Genomic DNA, 18,219 nt, shown 5'->3' on the forward strand with positions numbered 1-18,219 from the left:
CAGCCCTGTCCGAAGCGCCCGCATCCCCTCAAGAATGGCGAGGCACATTCTCGCCACAATCCGTGCCAGGGAGATGCGGCCTCTTACATGGACAGACGACACGGGCCCGCCTGCCGGAGCAGACGGGCCCGTGCACTGCCTCATCGGGAAGGTCGGGTCACTCGCGGTGCAGCTTGTCCTGCACCGTGCCCGCCAGCTTCTCGAGGCGGTTGGGCACCTCCGTGGTCCCGTAGAAACGGGAGTCCGGGTGGGTGGGCGGGGGCATGGGGACCCCCGCCGGCGGCTCGGACGAGTAGGAGAACTCGCCCTTGCCGTCCGGGGTGGGGCCTGCAGCCCACGAACCCTGCGCAGTGGCCTGACCGTCAGAGAATTCGTAGTGCGTGTACGAGTGCTCCGTGGCCTCCTTCTTCTGCGAGAAGTTGCTCGGCACCGGCATCTCCTCCAGGCCGTCCTCCTGCAGCTCCTTCACAGCCGCCGCCCACTGGTTCTGGTGCATCGTGTCCCGGGCCAGAAGGAAGGACAGCAGCTCCCGGATGCCCGGGTCATCGGTCATGTGGTAGAGCCGGGCCACCTGGGTGCGGCCCTGCATCTCGGCGTTGAGGTTGGCGGTCATGTCCGCCAACAGGTTGCCGCTGGCGGTGACGTAGGCCGCCGTCCACGGATTCCCCATGCTGTCCACGGGGCGAGCACCGGCACCGGCCACGATGGCCTGCTGCAGGTCGGTACCCCCGATGACGGCGGCCACGGCCGGGTCATCCTGGATGGCGTCGGTGGTGATCCCCACCGGGGCCTTCTCCAGCAGCTGGGCCACCATGGTGGCGAGCATCTCGACGTGACCGAACTCCTCGGCCGCCGTGCTGAAGAGCAGGTCCCGGTACTTGCCCGGAATGTGGGCGTTCCAGGCCTGGAAGCTGTACTGCATGGCCACGGTGATCTCACCGTACTGCCCGCCGATCACCTCCTGCAGCTTGCGGGCGTAGACCGCGTCGGGCTTCTCAGGACTGGAGACGTGCTGAAGCTTCTGCTTGTGGATATACAAGAGAGGACTCCCCTCGATCATGTCGGATGCGTGGAAGCCCGAGGGGCTCCACGCCGGACATCATCGACGCTACGCGGGTCTGACCGACCCGCGTTAGTGCTGGCCCACGCCAGAACTGCATCGCTCACCACCTGGGTCATGGACGCCAGCACCACTCGGGGGGTGAGCGCTTTCGCCATCCTCCGCCTGCGGATGCGGCGGGTAGGTGACTCCCAGCGGCACGCAGTACAACCGGTCGTTTGTGGCTGCGCTTCCACGAGCACGAGAGCAGCCCCTCACACTCCGAGCGTCTCGCCCTCTCTCCACTGCGCCTCTGCACTGCTATCTTCCGAGCCATGTTCACTCTCTGACGGCATCGCGCTGAACACCCCACCATCACGAGAGGAACAACTGTGCCCACTGACCTTCTGACTCTTCACTTGCCGCAGCTCTATCCTGCTGGCCAGCTCCCTGGAGGACTCGACTTTCGAGGATTGGACGCTGGGATGGCCGACGATCTGGCCCAGTGCTATCTCATGAGCTACCCACCCGACGTCGCTGCCTCCGATCTAGACGAGGCGTGCGAGGAGATGAACGCGACCTTCCGCGGTGACTACGGAAAGCTGCGCGCCGATGCGAGCACTACAGCGTGGGTGGGTGGCCGTCTCGCCGGAGCCATCATGGTGGTCACCCACTCGATCTGGGACGAACACCTCACTGGTCCGTTCATCATCGACCTCTTCATTGATCCCCACGCACGCGGGAAGGGGATCGGGCGGGCTCTGGTCCAACACGCCATCGCAACCTGCTGCGACGCCGGTGACCACACTCTGAGTCTGCGCTTCGGACAGGGCACCTCCGATGCGGCCATGAGGATTTACCAGCGGCTCGGATTCCGCCCCGTGGGATAGGCAGATTCGGTCGTTTGCGGCGGGCCCGATCCTCGCCGCAACTCTCGCCATGGGGAAGCCGCGACACACCATCGCTCGTCGCATCCTCTTCCCCCTACGTGCCCAGATCGAGATACTCAGGCCATGCCAGCCACTCCCACAAGTTCCAGCGATTGGGCCTCCTACAACGCCGCGCGGGCAGGCACCTCGGCCGTACGCCCTCTCACCGACCGGGCGCTCACAGCACTGCGGGCCACCCACCAGAACCTCGCAGGTCTGCGCGCTGTCGAGCTGGGAAGCGGCGCCGGCATTGAGACCCGGCGCCTTCTCCAGGAGGGTTTGAGCGTCCACACCATCGACGTCGACTCGAGCGTCGAAAAGCACATGAATGAACTCACCTCGCTCGGCATCCTCGAACACCGGACGGGCCTCATCGAGGAGTGGGATCCCCTCCCGCACGCCGACCTGATCCTGGCCAATGCCTCTCTGCCATTCATCCCTCGCGCACGCTTCACCTCGGTGTGGGACCGGATCAAGCACGCCCTGCTGCCAGACGGGATCCTGGCGGTCGATCTCTTCGGCTCCGATGACACCTGGGCCTCGGACCTGGGCACCTACCTCACCGGGAAAGAGGTGGACGAACTCCTCGACACTTTGGAGGTGATCGAACTGAACGAACGCAACGAAGAAGGGCGTGCGTTCGACGGCATCAAGCATTGGCACACCTTCACCGTTATCGCCCGCCGCCCAGCCTGACCCCTCCGCGCCCGACACCTGGCGAGCGAAACCGCACAAATGGTCGTTTGGGGCGGGCGAGGTCCACGCCAGTTGGCTCGCCAGCTCACGCATCTCTCCTCCCGGCGGTGCAGGCCCTCCTATAGTCGGACGATGGGAATCTCCTGCCCCTTCTGCGAAGTCGCCGAGCGGCGCACCCCCGCCCATGTGGTCACCGAAGGTGCGCTTTCGCTCGTCTTCCTCGACCTCCATCCGGTCGCAGACGGTCACTGCCTCATCATCCCTCGGCGCCATGTCCCCACACTCTCCGACCTCCTGCCCGAGGAGGGCGCCGAGATGTTCGCCCTCGCTACGCGAGTGGCCGGCGTCATCCGTAGGACCCTGGCTCCCGCGGTGAACCTGCACCTATCAGACGGCGTTGAAGCCGAACAGGACGTGCCCCATATTCACCTGCACGTGATCCCTCGTCACCGCGACGATCAGGTGTCAATCCACCTGCCCCCGTCTTCGACCTCGACAAGCCCGGAAGCAACCGTGACGGCGCTACGGATTGGGATGCACCTCCAGAGCAGCTAGGCAGATGCGGCACAACCGGTCGTTTGTGGCGAGGGGTCCTGAGCCGCCCCCTTCATTCGGTCCGGACGTTCTGTGAGTCGTCGGTTTCCATTTGATGGGTGCACTGCCGAGCGTACTCGGCTGGGGTTAGGTAGCCGAGCGAGGAGTGCCGGCGGTGGTGGTTGTACTCGTCCTTCCAGTCGCCGATGATGACCTGTGCGTGCAGCAGCGAGTAGAAGCTGTTGATGTTGAGGCACTCGTCGCGGATCCGGCTGTTGAACGACTCGACGTACCCGTTGCGCCACGGCGAGCCCGGAGGGATGTAGGACAGGCCGGTGCGGGTGCCGGCCCAGTCGGCCATCGCCTCGCTGATGAACTCCGGCCCGTTGTCCGACCTGAGCACCGCCGGGGCGCCCCGGGCGGCGACGAGGTCCTCGAGGTGGGCGGTGAGTCGGTCGGCGGTAATCGAGCGCTCCACGAGCCCGCCGATGCACTCCCGGGTGTGTTCGTCGACGATCGAGCAGATCTTGATCGGCCGTCCGTGCTCGTCGGCGTCGAACTGGAAGTCCACCGCCCACACCACGTTCGGCGCGTCCGCCGTCGGCGCGTCGACGGTCGAGGACCCGACGCGCTTGCGTCGACGCCGCTGCGGGACCCGGAGCCCTTCGTCACGCCACAGGCGTTGGATCTTCTTGTGGTTCACCACCCACCCCTCGGCGCGGGCGTCGTGATACGCCCGCCGATACCCGTAGCGGGGATGGTCCTTCGCCCAGGCGCGCAGCCACTCCCTGAGCGCCCGATCCGGGTCCGCGACCGTGTCGCCCTTGAGCGGTCGCCGGTACGCGGAGCGGCTCAGCCCGACCAGACGGCACGCCATCCGTTCGCTCACCCGCAACTTGCGCTTGAGGTGATCGACGGCGGCGCGGCGCCTGTCCGGGCTTAGAAGTTTCCCTCAGCCAGCTCCTTGAGCGCGGCCTTCTCCAGCTCCGCTTCCGCGAGCAGACGCTTCAGGGTCGCGTTCTGCTTCTCCAGCTCCTTCAGGCGCTTTGCGTCGTCGGCCTTGAGGCCGCCGTACTGGTTCCGCCACCGGTAGTACGTCTGCTCGGACACCCCGAGCTCCCGGCACACCGCCGCGACGTCCTGACCATCGGCGAGCATCCTGTCGGCCTGCCCGAGCTTACGGACGACCTGCTCGGGGGTGTGACGCTTCCTGCTGTTCGTCATGATCTGACCAGTCTCCCTGCCCGCGACCGCGGGCAACAGGACGACTCTCATAACGACTGGACCTACGAAACGGGGTCAGCCCAGTCCCGCCATGCGCCGTGTGCGCCACCTCCGGCCCTGCCCGCCCGCCGCACGGCTCGCCACAACCAACCCGCTAGAGCGGCAGCCGCCCGTACGTTTCGGGCGATCCCTGGGGCCCGCGGGGGCGCCCACCTGGACACCCAGTTTTCACGCCGACCGGATCCCGCCCGATATGCGAAGAGTTCCCCGCGCGTCAGGTGGCATCTGCGCTGCATCTCGACGACAAAGGCCCTTGCCCCCCGATCCGCGTCGTGACACAGTTCACCCCATGATGCAGCAGCAGTGACCCCGTGGGTCCGACGACCCACCACCGGCCCTCCCCGCGCGCCCGTCTCGAGCACGGCTCGACGGGTGCCTCTGCGCCCACCCCTTTCTGCAGAAAGCAGTCACCGCATGCCTGACATCATCGAATTCCCCCTGCCCGCCTCGCCGGACGACCCCCGCTGGCGGGCCTACTGCCAGCTCGGCGACGAGTACAACCACGAGCTGATCGGCACGACCGAGTGGGATGAGACCCCCACGGATGCGCTCATCCAGGCCGCCGCCGAGACCGACCACACGCAGCGCCGCTACCTGGCGTACGTCGACGGCGATGCGGTCGGCTACGCCCGCGTCCTGATCAACCACGTCGACGACCCTGACGCGGCCGCCCTCAACGTCTACGTCCACCCGCGGCACCGCGGACGCGGCCACGGCCGCGCACTGGCCGAGCGGCTCGTCCAGGACACCGCCGGCCTCACCCGTTTCGAGACCTGGCCGCTGACGCCGCGGCCGGTGGCCGGGCAACGGACGCTCACCCCGCCCAACGGCGCCGGCGCGGTGCCCGCCGAACATCCGGGTGTGCGTCTCGCCCAGTCCTACGGCTTCGCGCTCGCCCAGATCGAGCGGGTGAGCCGGTATGACTTCGCCGATCCGGGGATCGACCCCGCCGCCGCCCTGGCCGAGGCCGAACGCGTCTCGTCGGACTACGAGCTCCACGCCTGGGAGGGCGCGGCCGACGCGTCCCTGCAGGACGACCTCGCCGTCCTCAAGGCCCGCATGGCCACGGACGTCCCGTCCGGGGAACGCACCGTGGTGGAGCAGGTCTGGGATGCGGCCCGCGTGCGTCGCATGGACGAGCAGATCCTGACGACCGGGCGGCTCTTCCGCGCGGTGGCGCGGCACCGCGCCACCGGTCGGGTCGTCGCCCTGAGCGAGCTGGTGGCGCCCCGTTCGCGCCCGGACGGGCTGATCGACCAGTGGGACACCATCGTGCTGCCCGAGCACCGCGGCCACCGCCTCGGCATGCGTGTGAAGGCGGCGAACCTCATCGCCGTGCGCGACGAGCTGCCCGAGGCCCGCGCGATCATCACGTGGAACGCCGAGGAGAACCGGCACATGCTCGACGTCAACGAGGCGTTGGGCTTCCGGCCTGTGTTGGCCGAGGCATCCATGGAGGCGCCGGCACCGCTGCGACGTCGCTGACGGTCCGCGACCTCGGTGCCGCCTCACCCCCGCTCGAGCGTCCGCTGGGCCGCCTCCCGCACCGCCCGCGTGAGCCGCACCAGGCGCGTCACGGGCAGCGTGGCTGCCTGCCAATACAGGGGCACGAGGACGTCGTCGAGCCCGGGCACGCGGGCCAGCCGGCCGGCGCGCACGTCCTCGACGGCCTGGGCGTCCACGAGCATGCCCCACCCCAGGCCGGCCCGGACGGACCGGTGGAACCCGTCGAACGACGGCGCCAGGTGCGTGGGCGGGGCGACGTCCAGCCCGGCGCCGCTCAGCGCGAGGCGCTGCAGGTCGTCCTTCGCGTTGTAGCGCATCATGGGCATCGCGCCGAGGTCGACGACGTCGCCCGCCGCGTGCCGCGCGAGCAGGGCGGGCGAGGCGAGCGGGACGTAGCGCATGCTCCCCAGCGGCTCCGCCGCGCACCCCTGCACAGGCTGCGGCTCCGTGGTGACGGCGGCCAGCACCTCGCCCCGGCGCAGCAGCCGGGCGCTGTGGTCCTGGTCCTCGACGTGCAGGTCGAGGACCGTGTCGTCCCAGTCGGCGGCCTCCGCCAGGACGGGCCCGAACCACGTGCCCAGCACGTCGGCGGGCACGGCCAGGGAGGTGACGCTGCGCCCGGCCGCCGTGCGGCCCAGCCCGGCCCACGCCTCCTGTTCGAGCACCCGCATGTGCCGGGCCACGCGCACCAGGCCGACGCCGGCCTCGGTCGGCTCGCAAGGTGTGCCGCGCCGGAGCAGCACCTGGCCCACCTCCCGCTCCAGGGCGCGGATGCGCTGGCTGACCGCCGAGGCGCTGACGCCGAGCTCGTACGCGGCCGCCTCGAACGAGCCCTCGTCCGCGATCGCACGCAGCGCCTGCAGCTGATCAAGGTTCATGAAGCAGAGCTTAGGCACCTGCAGTTCTCTTCGTTTGGCTCAGGCCCGGCCGGGCCCTAGCGTCCTCACCCATGTGGACCCTCGCCGGCACCGGCCTGCTCACCGGACTCGCCCTCATCGTCGCCATCGGCGCCCAGAACGCCTTCGTGCTCCGCCAGGGCGTGCGCCGGGAGCATGTGGGCGCCGTCGTGCTGGTGTGCATGGCCTCGGACGCCGTGCTGATCCTGGCCGGGACCGCCGGGGTGGGTGCGCTCGTGCAGGCCGTGCCGTGGCTGCTCGAGGTGCTGCGCTGGGGCGGCGCCCTGTACCTGCTCTGGTTCGCGGTCTCCTCCCTGCGTGTCGCGCTGCGCCCGCAGGGGCTCGTGGCCGAGCAGGCGCCGCGGACCGCGGGATCGGTCATCGCCACCACGCTCGCGCTGACCTGGCTCAACCCGCACGTCTACCTGGACACCGTGGTGCTGCTGGGCAGCCTCGCCAACCAGCACGGTCCCGACGCGCGGTGGGTCTTCGCCGCCGGCGCCGTCGCCGCCTCGGTGCTGTGGTTCACCGGGCTGGGCTACGGTGCGCGCCTGTTGGCCCGGGTGCTCGCCGACCCGAAGGCGTGGCGCGTGGTGGACGTGGTGATCGCGGTGGTCATGGCGGTGCTCGCGGTCCGGCTCATCGCCGGTTCCGGCGTGTGGGGGTGAGCAGGCAGACGCCCGAGCGCGCCTCCGGCACGAGCCACTACCCGCGCTCACCCCGGAGGCCGGCGCGAGCCTGACGCAACGCCTCGCGGTAGGACTCCGCATTCTGGTCGTAGAGCCCCGCAGACGAGGCCTCCCCGACGAGGTCGCTCAGCGAGGCGCGCCGCTCCCCGCGTTTCCGCTGCTGATAGGACACGACGTCTTGGAGCCGGATGCGTCGGTGCCGACCACCGGTCGTCCTCTCGTACGGCAACGCGCCCTCCTCGAGCAGCCTCACCAGCGTGGGACGACTGATGCCGAGGAAGTTCGCCGCCTCCTGTGTCGTGAGCAGCTGGTCGACGGGTGCCACCGTGATGGCCTTGCCCACCCGCATCGCCTCGACGACGTCCCGCAGGACGTTGAAAGCCTCTGGCGGCAGGGGGACCTTCTGCCCATCAGGGCCGACCAGGGCGGCCGGCTGCGTCAGGCCGTCGAGGAACCTGCCGACGTCGAGCATCTCCTCGAGGTCCGTCGGCGGCAGCACCGTGTGCTTGTCATTCACCGTCGCAGTCATGGAACAAGACTACCCGCGAAAACGAAAAATTCGCAGTTTCCTCTCGCGTCCGCTTCCCCGCTCCGGGGCGCTGCGTCAACCGCGCGCGTAGGCGAGCGACTCCTCGATGATCCCGACGACGACTGCCAGCTCTGCCTCGTCCCGCGGACCGTAGAGCATCCACTCCGTGCCGAAGTCCGCGTAGCCATGCGGTTCGAGCCATCCGAGCTCGGCCAGACGGACGCCGCGCTCGGGCGCCAGGACGAGGTGCACTGACGTGTCGTCCACCCCATGCAGGTGCACCGGCTCCCAGCGCCGGCCTGGTGAGAGGTTGACCTCCGGGGTGCGCTCCTCCGGCCGGCCTGTCAGGTGGAGGGCGCGCGACGTTGCTGGCGAGACGGTGCTGTGGCCCTCCTCGACGCCGTCGAGGGCGAACACCGCAGCGACCAGACGGCCCCACAGCTCCGGCGATGATCGCTGATCAAGCTGTCGGTGGGGCCCCTCGGTCGACGTCGCGGGACGACTGCCCGGCCGGGGATCGTCAGCGGTGAGCCGGACACGGGGGCTCGCATCAGGATCCATGCAGACGATCCTGACGGGGCCCCGCCGGCCAGGCAAGGCCATCAGGCCCCCCTCACTCCCCGCCCAGCTCCTCCCGGAGGATCCGCGCGCCGGCCACGAGCGCGGCGGTCTTGTCCCGCGCCACGGAGCGAGCCAGCGGCGCCATGCCGCAGTTGGTGCTCGCGATCAGCTTGTCCGCGTCCACGAACTCGAGGGTCTCCCGGAGGGTCGCCGCGACTTCCTCGGGCGTCTCGATCTCGTCGCTCGCCACGTCGATCGCGCCGACCATCACCTTCTTGCCGCGCAGCAGGCCGATGAGCTCCGCCGGCACCCGGGAGTGGTGCCGCTCCAGGGCGATCGTGTCGATCGTGGACTCGCGCAACAGCGGGAACGACGTCTCGTACTGGCGCCACTCCTCCCCGAGCGTGGCCTTCCAGTCGTTGTTCGCCTTGATCCCGTAGCCGTAACAGATGTGCACGGCCGTCTCACACGTCAGGCCCTCGGCCGCACGTTCGAGCGTCGCCACGCCCCAGTCGCGGACGTCGTCGAAGAACACGTTGAACGCGGGCTCGTCGAACTGCACGACGTCGACGCCCACCGCCGCCAGCTCCCGCGCCTCCTCGTTGAGGATGCGCGCGAACTCCCACGCGAGCTTCTCGCGGCTGCCGTAGTGGCGGTCGGCGAGGGTGTCGATCATGGTCATCGGCCCGGGCAGGGTCCACTTGATGGGCCGGTCCGTCCGCGCGCGCAGGGCCTTCGCGTCGTCCACGAACACCGGCGCCGGCCGGCCCACCTCCCCGACGACGGTCGGCACGCTCGCGTCGTACCGGTCGCGGATCCGCACCGTCTCGCGCCGGTCGAAGTCCACACCGCCGAGGTGCTCGATGAACGTGGTGACGAAGTGCTGGCGGGTCTGCTCGCCGTCGCAGACGATGTCGATGCCCGCACGCTCCTGATCGGCCACGGCGAGGGCGAGCGCGTCGAGCTTGCCCTCGCGCAGCTGCTCCCCCTCGAGCTTCCAGGGCGACCAGAGCGTCTCCTCCTCGGCGAGCCAGCCGGGCTTCGGCAGGCTGCCGACGAGGGTGGTGGGGATCAGGGTGGTCATCGGGTCTCCTCGGTGTCTCGTGCGGCGTGGGCGGCGGCCCAGCGCTCCAGCAGGTCGCGGTGCGGGCCCACGAAGTGCGCCTGCGTGTACTCCCCCTGCTCCCGGCCGAGGCGGGCCCGCTCCTCGCGGTCGTAGGCGATCCGGGTCTGCGAGAAGTCGCCGTGGTCCAGACGCGGCCGGTAGACCTCGCCGGCCCCGGCGTTCGCGTTGTAGATCTCCGGCCGGTAGATCCGCTGGAAGGTCTCCATGGTGGCGATCAGCCCGGCCAGGGAGAGGTTCGCGTGGTCGTTGAGCAGGTCTCCCCGCGAGTAGAACGCCAGCGGCGCCACGGCCCCGCGCGGCAGGAAGCACCGGATCCCCAGGCCCATCCGGCCGAAGTAGCGGTCCGTGCGGGAGGGCTCGTCCTGGCGGTACTCGACCCCGAGCACCGGGTGCTCGTTCGTCAGCCGCCGGTAGGTGCGGCTCGTGGACACGCTGATGCAGATCACGGGCGGCTGCGGGAACCGCTCCCGGTACGCCTGCGAGTCGAGCAGGTGCTGGAACAGCCGCCCGTGCAGGTCGCCGAAGCCGTCGGGCTCCTCGGTCCCCGGCGACGTCGCCGCGTGCGCGGGCAGCACCACGGAGAAGTCGTGGTCGCGGACGTAGGAGGAGAAGTTGTTCCCCACACTGCGGCCGAGCACAGCGCCCGTCGCACGCTCGACCACCCGCACGTCGAGCATCTCCATGAGCGGGAAGTCGACATCCGCGCCGTCGTCGGCGGTGAAGTGCACGTCGATCGAGACGATCTCGATCCGTGCCGTGTAGCGGTCCCGCTCCGGGTTGTCCCAGGGGGCGAGGTCGTTGAGGCGCCCGTCGATCATGGCCAGGGCGGCGCGCAGGTTCTCCCGCCGGTCCGCACCGCGGGCGAGGTTCGCGAAGTTCGTGGTGGCGCGCGTGCTGGCGGCGGGCGTGTAGTCCTCGTCGAACGGCGTGGTGTGGATGCTGAACGTCAGGTCGTCCACGCGGGTGGGCGCGGTGCTCGGGACAAGGGTGGCGTGGCTCATCGGGTCCTCTCCGGGGTGCGGGCGCGGGTGGTGCGGTGGTGGGCGGGGGCGGGACGGGGCACCGCGGACGACGACGGCGCCCCGCGGCCGGCGGCGACGCGTGCGGCGCACTCGAGGCCCGCCTCGAGGTCCGCCTGCAGGTCGGCCACGTCCTCGATGCCGACGGAGAGCCGGACCAGGTCCGTGGGGACGGCCAGGGGCGTGCCCCGCACGGAGGCGTGGGTCATCTCGGAGGAGTAGCAGAGCAGCGATTCGACCCCGCCGAGGCTGACCGAGAGCGCGAACAGCTCGGTGGCCTCGGCGAACGCGCGGGCCGCGGCCTCTCCCCCGGCCAACCGGACGGAGACGATGCCGCCGAAGCCGTCCATCTGCCGCGCGGCGAGCTCGTGGCCCGGGTGGTCGGGCAGCCCGGGGTAGAAGACCTGGGCGACCTCGGGGTGGCCCTGCAGCCAGCCCGCGAGCGCGGCGGCGTTGGCGCCGTGCCGGTCCATGCGCAGGCCGAGCGTCTTGAGGCCGCGGGCGGCGAGGTAGGAGTCCTGCGGGCCGGCGACCGCGCCGGCGGCGAACTGCTGGTAGGCCACCGCCTCGGCCAGCGCCCGGCCGCGGAACTCGCGGTCGGCCACCACCACGGCGCCGCCGAGCACGTCCGAGTGCCCGCCGATGTACTTGGTGGTGGAGTGCACCACGACGTCCGCGCCGAGGTCGAGGGGCCGCTGGAGGTAGGGCGAGGCGAACGTGTTGTCCACGACCAGCAGCGCGCCGGCGTCGTGGGCGATCTGCGCCCAGGCGGCCAGGTCCGCGATGCCCAGCAGCGGGTTGGACGGCGTCTCCACCCACAGCAGCGCGGTGCGGCCGGGGCGGACGGCCGCGGCGACCGCCGTCGGGTCGGTGATGTCCACGGGGGTGTTGGACACGCCCCACGGCTCGAGGACGGTGGTGATGAGGCGGTGGGTGCCGCCGTAGCCGTCGCCGCCCAGCACGATGTGGTCGCCGGGGCGCAGCACGGCCCGCAGGAGGGCGTCCTCGGCGGCGAGCCCGGAGGCGAACGCGAACGCCCGGTCGCCGTGCTCGAGGGCGGCGAGCTGGGTCTCGAAGCCGTTCCGCGTCGGGTTGGAGCCGCGGCTGTACTCATGCCCGGCGCGCAGCACGTTGATGCCGTCCTGCACGAAGGTGCTGGTCTGGTAGATCGGCGGCACCACGGCGCCGGTCAGCGGGTCGGGCTCCTGGCCGGCGTGCACGGCGGTGGTGGTGAAGCCGCGGACGGCGGGACGGGAGACGGAGCGGGTGGTGTGGTGGACGGCGGTCATCTCAGCGCACCTCCTGGGTGACGGCGGCGGTCTCGGGGACGGCGGGCGTGGCGGCGGGGACGGCCGGCCCGGCGGCGGACACCACGGCCAGGGCACGGTCCAGGTCCGCGATCAGGTCGTCGGGACACTCCAGCCCGATGGAGAGCCGGACGGTGGTCTCGGCGATCCCGGCGGCCTCGCGCTGCTGCCGCGTCAGGCGGCAGTGCGTCATGGTCGCCGGGTGGGAGACGAGGGACCGGGCGTCGCCGACGTTGACCACCAGCTGGAACAGCTCGAGCGCGTCGAGGAACGGGGCCACGGCCTCGGGGCCGCAGGCCAGGTCGAAGGAGAACACCGAGCCGACGCCGTCCGGGAAGTCACGGGCGGCCAGCGCCGCGCTGGGATGCCCGGCCACGCCGGGGTGGTGCACCCGCGCGACGGCGGGGTGCCCGGCCAGGTGTTCGGCCACGGCCAGCGCGGTGGCGGTGTGGCGGGCCACGCGCAGGTCGAGCGTCTCGAGCCCCTGGATGAACTGCGCCGCGCTCGCGGGGGCGAGGGTGGGGCCGAGGTCGTGCAGGAACTTGCTGCGGGCCAGCGTCAGGTAGGCGCCGCGGCCGTGCCGCTCGACCAGCGTCTGCCCGCCGTAGCGGGCCTTAGGCCGGGCCAGCTGCGGCCACCGGTCGGGCACCGCGCCGTAGTCGAACGTGCCGCCGTCCACGATCGCGCCGCCGAGCACCGCGCCGTGCCCGCCGAGGAACTTGGTGGCCGAGTGCACGACGACGTCGGCGCCGTGCTCCAGCGGCCGGTAGAGGGCCGGCGTCGCGAGGGTGCTGTCCACCACCACCGGCACACCGGCCGCGTGGGCGAGGTCCGCGAGCGCGGGCAGGTCCGGGAGGGTGGCGAGCGGGTTGGTGATGGCCTCGAGGAAGAACGCGCGCGTGTCGGGCCGGACCGCGGCGGCCCACGCGGGCGGGTCCGCCGGGTCCGCGAAGGTGACCTCGATGCCGAAGTCCGCGAACGTGTCCGTCAGCAGGTCCACGGTGCCCCCGTAGAGCTGGCTGGAGGCGACCAGGTGCTTGCCGCCCTGCAGCAGCGCCAGCAGGGACAGCGCGACGGCGGCCTGGCCGGTGGCCGTGGCGATCGCGCCGATGCCGCCCTCCAGTGCGGCGAGGCGGTTCTCGAACACGGCGACGGTCGGGTTGCCCGTGCGGCTGTAGGTGAAGCCGGGGGTCTCGAGCCGGAACATCGATGCCGCCGTGGCGTGGTCCGGGAAACGGAACGCCGTGGTCTGGTGGATGGGCGGGACGACCGGCCGGTGGGGCGCGGCGGGCTCGTAGCCGGCGTGGACTTGCTGTGTGGCGTGACGGGGCATCTGCTCTCCTCCATCGGTCCTGGCGGTAGCACCGGGCCTGCCGTTCCCGGGGGTCCGGGTCCGGCGGGCGGGTTGCTGCGGCGTCGTCGAGCCAGATCTCTCGGCCGCTCTGGATGGGTGGTGAGCCCATCCCACGCGGTGGGCCGCCGCGAGTCCAGCGGGCGGCCGGCTCGCGCGTCACATGAGCCGCCACCGCGCCATCCAGGACCGGCCGGAGCCTCTCCGGGGCGCGGCGGGCCGTGGCAGACCCGTGTGACGGACCGGCGTGGAGGGGGGGTGTGTCAGACTCCCGGGCATGACGCAGAGCACACCGGGCGGACCGGCCACGGGCCTGCCCGACTTCCGTCCCTCGGGCAACCAGGGCGTGGACCCGGCGCTGTACGAGATAGAGAACGCGGCCATGGACCGTGAGGGCGCCCTCTGGGCGGCGCTGCAGGAGGCGGCGCCTTGGGCCGGGCGGACGCTGCTCGACCTCGGTGCGGGCACCGGCTTCTGGCTGCCCCGCTACGCCGACGCGGCCGAGACGATCGCCGTCGAGCCGGACGTGCGCCTGCTGGGGGCCGCCCGCGCCCGCCCCGGCGGGGCGCGCGTGCTGTACGGCTCGGCCGAGCAGATCCCGCTGCCGGAGGCGAGCGTCGACGTCGTGCACGCCCGGTTCGCGTACTTCTTCCCGCACCCGCGCTGGGACGTCTGGCCCGGCCTGGACGAGGTCACCCGGGTGCTGCGGCCCGGCGGCGCGCTCGTGGTGATCGACAACGACACCGAGCGCGGCCAGTTCGCCGAGCTGCTGCGGGCGAGCACGAACGCGGCGGCGCAGGGCCAGGACACGTACGCGCGCGAGTGGTGGGCCGGCGTCGGGGCCGAGACCCGTGAGGTCATGAGCTCGTGGACCTTCGACTCCCGCGCCGACCTCGAGGCCGTCCTGCGGCTGGAGTTCGAGCGAGGGGTCGCCGACGCGTGGCTCGCCGAGCACCCCGCAGCGACGTCGCTGAGCTACGGCTACCTGCTCCACGTGTGGCGGTGAGCACGGACCCGCGTCGTCAGACGCCTACCCCCCGCACCCGTGACGCTGAGACGCCCCCGCCGCCGGAAGGACGGGCGCGGTGGCTGGTCGCCTCCAACGCCCTCGACGCGGGTGGCCGGTCCGCCACGGACGTCGCCCTGGACGTCCTGGCGGTGCTCCTGCTCGGCGTGGGCGCCGACGGCATGGGCGTGCTGATGACGCTCTCCGGGTTGGGATTCCTCCTGCTCGGCGTGCCCATCGGCATCGTGGTGGACCGACACCTCAGCCCGCGGCTGCTCGCGGCCACCGGCCTCGCCAAGGCGGCGGTGCTCGGCTCGCTCGTCGTGGCGTGGGCGCTCGACGCGCTCACGTTCGGCCACCTCGCCGCCGTCATGGCCCTGCTGGGCGTGCTCACGGTGCTGGCCGAGACCACCCAGACCGCGCTCGTGCCGCGCGTCGTGCCGGCCACCGCCGTCGCCCGCCTGACGGCGCGGCTCGAGTCCGCCGACGCCGCCCTCGTGTTGATCGTGCCCGCCGCGGCGGGCGTCCTCGTCGGGTCGCTGGGCGCAGGGCCCGTGCTCGGCATCGCGACGGCGTTCCTCTTCGCGGCGGCGATCGTCGCGCTCCGGGTGCGGTTGCGGCCCTCCGCCGCGGCGGACGTCCCGGACGACGACGGGGACCCCGGCGTCGCGGACGTCCTCTCCCGCTGGGCCCGGTTCGGGAAGGACGCCGCGGAGGGGTGGACGGTCCTGCGGCGCACCCCGGTCCTGTGGCTGCTGACGATGGGGTCGGTGGCCGCCAATGTGGGCATGGCCCTCTTCGCCCCGGTCGAGGCGGTCTGGATCCTGACCGACCTGCGGCTCGGGCCGGAGTTCCTGGGCGTCCAGATCACCGCGGGCGCGGTCGGGGCACTGGCGGCCTCGTCCCTGGCGGGCCGGGCCATCGACCGCCTGGGCGAGCGCCGGTGCATCCTCCTCGGCTCGGTCGGCTGCGCCGTGGCCGTGGGGCTGCACCTGCTGGCCTACGTCGACCGCGCTCATGCCGGGCCGTGGCTGCTGGCCGGCGCGGCCCTCTGGGGGTTCATGGTCCTGCTCGGGAACATCACCCAGGCCGCCGTGACCGCCCGCGCCTGCCCCGAGGGCACGCTCGGGCGGGTCACCGCGATGCGCCGCACCCTCACCCGGGGCTCCGTGCCGCTGGCGACCCTCGCGGGAGGTGCGCTCGGGGCGACGCTCGGGGTCGGCTGGGCGCTCGCGGGGTGGCAGGTCCTGGCGGTGGTCTCGCTGGCCGCCGTCGTGCCGGCCGCGCGGTGGGTGGATGCGGGGCGCGACGACGTCGACTGAGGCCGAGACGCTGACGCGGACGCCGAGGTCGCTTAATGTGTGGCCATGGTCACCCGTCCCGTGCTCCAGCAGCCGGTGATCGACGCCGTCGACATCCGTTCCGTCGCGGAGTTCTACCGCGAGCTCCTCGGCCTCCACTACCGCGCGGGCGACGAGCTCGCGGACGGTCGCGAGCCGGACAGCGCGGACTGGCTCGTGCTGCTGGACGATGACGGCCGCCGCGTCCTGACATTCCAGCGCACCGAGGAACTGCAGCCCAGCACGTGGCCGTCACCCGAGGTGCCGATGCAGCTGCACCTGGATTTCACCGTGCCGGACCGCGATTCCCTCGACGCGGCCCACGACCACGCCCTGCGCCTGGGCGGGCGCCTCGTCCTGGACCGCTCCGACGACGAGGACGAGCCCCTGTACGTGTTCGCGGACCCGGCGGGCCACCCCTTCTGCGTCTTCGTGGGGTGAGCGCGGCAGGCCGCGGGGGCGGTTTCACGCACATGTCGAGGACAAGAAGCCGGTTCAGTGCCGACGGTAAGGTCGTCGGGTGATCCCGCAACCCACAGATCGACTCACGTTCCGGTGCATGACCGACGCTGACCTCGACGACATGTGCAGGCTCCTCGGAGACGCGGAGGTCATGCGCTACTACCCGCGTGCCAAGTCGCGCAACGAGGTTCGGCGCTGGATCAACTGGTCGAAGGACAACTACGCCAAGCATGGGTTCGGTCTGTGGGTCATCGAACACCGGTCCACCGGCGACTTCATCGGTGACTGCGGCCTGACCTGGCAGAACGTCGACGGCCAGGAGGTCCTCGAGGTCGGCTACCACGTCCTGCCAGAACGCCAGGGACAGGGACTGGCAACCGAGGGGGCCTCTGCCTGCCTGCGATACGGGTTCGAGACCCTGGACGCAACGATGGTCACCGCGATCATCAACCCCGACAACATGGCTTCCCGTCGCGTGGCCGAACGAATCGGCATGACCGTGTGGAAGAGCACGTGTGATCCCCGTGGGGCGCCGATCGTGGTCTACAGCAGCCACGGTCAAGAGGCATGACGAACTGAACTGCCGCCATGGGTGCGCGCCCATGGAGGAGACATGCCCTGCGCCCAGCCGGCCAGGTGCTTCTGCGTCTTCGTGGTGTGGGCGGCCGGACCGCGGCACGGCTCAGCGGTGACGGCGGCGGGGCACCGCGGAGCTGATCGAGCCGGCGTCGGCGGAGCTGGTGATCATGAGCGGGAACGTGGCGATGCACCTGATCGGCCAGGACTGGCACGGCCGCCCATTCGATGCGGCGGAGCACCCGTTGATGATCGTCGAGGCCTGTCCACAGGGGGCCTGACCCGTCCACCCGTCATGGGAGGATGACGCATGTCACACGTGATGCGAGGGGGAACCATGACGGACACGACCACGGCCCGCCCCATGCGGCCGACCCACCACGACGACGACCCGCCCGTCCGCGGGATCGGCCACCTCCGGCACCCGGTGGTGTCGGGCGGGCTGATCGGGGTGATCGGCGGCGGCGCCTTCCTGTTCGGCGGGATCGCAGGGCTGCCGGCCGAGCACCAGGGCACGCTGCGGGGCGGCGCGATCGCGCTGATCGGCTTCACGTTGGTGGTCGTGCTGCTGCGCCGGCGGGTGCTGCCCGCCGTGCAGGCGCCCGCCCGCGGCGCGCTGCGCGTCTACGGGATCGCCGTCGTCGCGATGCTGGCGCTGTTCCCCGTGACGCGCCTGGTCGCGCTCGCGCTCGACGCCCCGACGGCGCAGATCGCCCTGGTGGCCGCCGTGGTGGGCGGGCACTTCCTCCCGTTCGCCCGGGCGTTCCGGGCCCCGGTGTTCTGGTGGATCGGCGGGGCGATGGCGGTGCTGGGGCTCGCCGGTGCCGCGTTCGCGGCTCTCGGCATGCCCGCGGCCGGACCGGCCGGGGCCGCCGCGGCGGGGGCTGCGATGCTCGTGATCGTGGCGGCGCAGGCGCTGCTGGGGTCCCCTCGGCAGGACTGAGGGCCGGACCATGACCATGCTTCAGGCCATCCGCCGCTACTACGCCGGCTACGCGCAGTTCAGCGGGCGCGCCTCCCGCGCCGACTTCTGGCTCGCGGCGCTCTACGTATGGCTCCTGCAGACCGCCGTTCGCTTCGTGTCCACCGCCCTGGACGTGTTCATCCTCGGCTCCCCGGACCTGTCCCTCCGCGACGCGGCCGTCCTCCTCGTGGGGATCGCGCACGCACTCCCCTCGCTCGCCCTGCTCGCCCGGCGCCTCCACGACGCCGGCTTCAGCCGCGCGTGGCTGTTCCTCGGGCTGGTGCCGTTCGTCGGCCCGCTCACGATCCTCGTGTTCGCGCTCCAGCCGTCCGCCCCGCGCCTCGGACACCCCGCCGATGCGTCGGACCCGGTTCCGGCGGGGGCCACGGCCGCGCGGCGCTGACC

The 18,219-nt window shown here is 71.6% G+C and carries 20 protein-coding genes; 11 read left to right on the forward strand and 9 right to left on the reverse strand.

What is annotated here, in order from left to right:
• Positions 1-157: 157 nt before the first annotated feature.
• Positions 158-1,039, reverse strand: coding sequence for a manganese catalase (locus tag AC0VX0_RS10545; RefSeq protein ID WP_355505377.1), 882 nt, complete (start codon positions 1,037-1,039; stop codon positions 158-160).
• A 485-nt stretch (positions 1,040-1,524) separates the two neighbouring features.
• Here AC0VX0_RS10545 and AC0VX0_RS10550 point away from each other — a divergent pair, with 485 nt between their 5' ends.
• The 3 genes from AC0VX0_RS10550 (at position 1,525) to AC0VX0_RS10560 (ending at position 3,219) form a co-directional block, all read left to right on the forward strand.
• Positions 1,525-1,929, forward strand: coding sequence for a GNAT family N-acetyltransferase (locus tag AC0VX0_RS10550; RefSeq protein ID WP_102708789.1), 405 nt, complete (start codon positions 1,525-1,527; stop codon positions 1,927-1,929).
• 123 nt (positions 1,930-2,052) lie between these two features.
• A complete protein-coding gene (locus tag AC0VX0_RS10555; protein ID WP_102708788.1) occupies positions 2,053-2,664 on the forward strand; it encodes a class I SAM-dependent methyltransferase in 612 nt (203 codons plus the stop codon).
• Between the two features lie 132 nt (positions 2,665-2,796).
• The gene (locus AC0VX0_RS10560) at positions 2,797-3,219 is read left to right on the forward strand and encodes an HIT family protein (protein WP_070708679.1); all 423 of its coding nucleotides are present in this window, start codon (positions 2,797-2,799) and stop codon (positions 3,217-3,219) included.
• Between the two features lie 52 nt (positions 3,220-3,271).
• On the opposite strand, the gene AC0VX0_RS10565 is transcribed toward AC0VX0_RS10560, so the two are convergent.
• Positions 3,272-4,422, reverse strand: a protein-coding gene (locus AC0VX0_RS10565) for an IS3 family transposase (protein ID WP_098471310.1) whose coding sequence is annotated in 2 segments (ribosomal slippage) — positions 3,272-4,152 and positions 4,152-4,422 — 1,152 coding nt in all. Because the reading frame shifts where the segments join, the coding sequence is not laid out codon by codon here.
• A 474-nt stretch (positions 4,423-4,896) separates the two neighbouring features.
• Between AC0VX0_RS10565 and AC0VX0_RS10570 the strand changes: the two genes are divergently transcribed.
• Positions 4,897-5,967 carry a GNAT family N-acetyltransferase gene (locus tag AC0VX0_RS10570; protein ID WP_070709019.1) on the forward strand — a complete coding sequence of 357 codons (1,071 nt, stop codon included), beginning with the start codon at positions 4,897-4,899 and terminating at the stop codon, positions 5,965-5,967.
• A gap of 23 nt (positions 5,968-5,990) precedes the next feature.
• Here AC0VX0_RS10570 and AC0VX0_RS10575 read toward each other — a convergent pair whose 3' ends face one another.
• Positions 5,991-6,866, reverse strand: a complete 876-nt coding sequence (locus tag AC0VX0_RS10575) for an ArgP/LysG family DNA-binding transcriptional regulator (protein WP_070709018.1) — start codon at positions 6,864-6,866, stop codon at positions 5,991-5,993.
• A gap of 71 nt (positions 6,867-6,937) precedes the next feature.
• Between AC0VX0_RS10575 and lysE the strand changes: the two genes are divergently transcribed.
• Positions 6,938-7,552 carry an L-lysine exporter gene (gene lysE / locus AC0VX0_RS10580; protein WP_070709017.1) on the forward strand — a complete coding sequence of 205 codons (615 nt, stop codon included), beginning with the start codon at positions 6,938-6,940 and terminating at the stop codon, positions 7,550-7,552.
• Positions 7,553-7,589: 37 nt separating this feature from the next.
• On the opposite strand, the gene AC0VX0_RS10585 is transcribed toward lysE, so the two are convergent.
• The 6 genes from AC0VX0_RS10585 to AC0VX0_RS10610 form a co-directional block, all read right to left on the reverse strand.
• Positions 7,590-8,102 carry a helix-turn-helix domain-containing protein gene (locus AC0VX0_RS10585; RefSeq protein ID WP_144919322.1) on the reverse strand — a complete coding sequence of 171 codons (513 nt, stop codon included), beginning with the start codon at positions 8,100-8,102 and terminating at the stop codon, positions 7,590-7,592.
• A gap of 75 nt (positions 8,103-8,177) precedes the next feature.
• Positions 8,178-8,663, reverse strand: a complete 486-nt coding sequence (locus AC0VX0_RS10590) for a luciferase domain-containing protein (RefSeq protein WP_223247478.1) — start codon at positions 8,661-8,663, stop codon at positions 8,178-8,180.
• A gap of 52 nt (positions 8,664-8,715) precedes the next feature.
• Positions 8,716-9,747, reverse strand: coding sequence for a methionine synthase (locus tag AC0VX0_RS10595; RefSeq protein ID WP_127435211.1), 1,032 nt, complete (start codon positions 9,745-9,747; stop codon positions 8,716-8,718).
• Entirely contained in the window at positions 9,744-10,790 is a 1,047-nt protein-coding gene (locus AC0VX0_RS10600; RefSeq protein WP_127435210.1) for a putative oxygenase MesX, read from the reverse strand. The genes AC0VX0_RS10595 and AC0VX0_RS10600 overlap by 4 nt, the downstream gene beginning before the upstream one ends.
• Entirely contained in the window at positions 10,787-12,097 is a 1,311-nt protein-coding gene (locus AC0VX0_RS10605; protein WP_475451648.1) for a cystathionine gamma-synthase, read from the reverse strand. Before AC0VX0_RS10605 ends, AC0VX0_RS10600 begins: the two co-directional genes overlap by 4 nt.
• A gap of 1 nt (position 12,098) precedes the next feature.
• Complete coding sequence (locus AC0VX0_RS10610) at positions 12,099-13,448, reverse strand: O-acetylhomoserine aminocarboxypropyltransferase/cysteine synthase family protein (RefSeq protein WP_010080035.1); 1,350 nt, start codon at positions 13,446-13,448, stop codon at positions 12,099-12,101.
• 295 nt (positions 13,449-13,743) lie between these two features.
• On the opposite strand from AC0VX0_RS10610, the gene AC0VX0_RS10615 reads away from it, so the two are divergent.
• The 6 genes from AC0VX0_RS10615 (at position 13,744) to AC0VX0_RS10640 (ending at position 18,217) form a co-directional block, all read left to right on the forward strand.
• A complete protein-coding gene (locus tag AC0VX0_RS10615; protein ID WP_095695059.1) occupies positions 13,744-14,472 on the forward strand; it encodes a class I SAM-dependent methyltransferase in 729 nt (242 codons plus the stop codon).
• Positions 14,469-15,794, forward strand: a complete 1,326-nt coding sequence (locus tag AC0VX0_RS10620; protein WP_475451651.1) for an MFS transporter — start codon at positions 14,469-14,471, stop codon at positions 15,792-15,794. Before AC0VX0_RS10615 ends, AC0VX0_RS10620 begins: the two co-directional genes overlap by 4 nt.
• A 45-nt stretch (positions 15,795-15,839) precedes the next feature.
• Positions 15,840-16,253, forward strand: coding sequence for a VOC family protein (locus AC0VX0_RS10625; protein ID WP_036335066.1), 414 nt, complete (start codon positions 15,840-15,842; stop codon positions 16,251-16,253).
• A 79-nt stretch (positions 16,254-16,332) separates the two neighbouring features.
• On the forward strand, positions 16,333-16,845 hold the full coding sequence (locus AC0VX0_RS10630; protein WP_002857382.1) for a GNAT family N-acetyltransferase: 513 nt from the start codon (positions 16,333-16,335) through the stop codon (positions 16,843-16,845).
• A gap of 342 nt (positions 16,846-17,187) precedes the next feature.
• Positions 17,188-17,793, forward strand: a complete 606-nt coding sequence (locus AC0VX0_RS10635; RefSeq protein WP_232502413.1) for a hypothetical protein — start codon at positions 17,188-17,190, stop codon at positions 17,791-17,793.
• Between the two features lie 10 nt (positions 17,794-17,803).
• Entirely contained in the window at positions 17,804-18,217 is a 414-nt protein-coding gene (locus AC0VX0_RS10640; protein ID WP_475451654.1) for a DUF805 domain-containing protein, read from the forward strand.
• Positions 18,218-18,219 lie beyond the last annotated feature (2 nt).

It is taken from the genome of Micrococcus sp. iso_26, assembly GCF_056172975.1.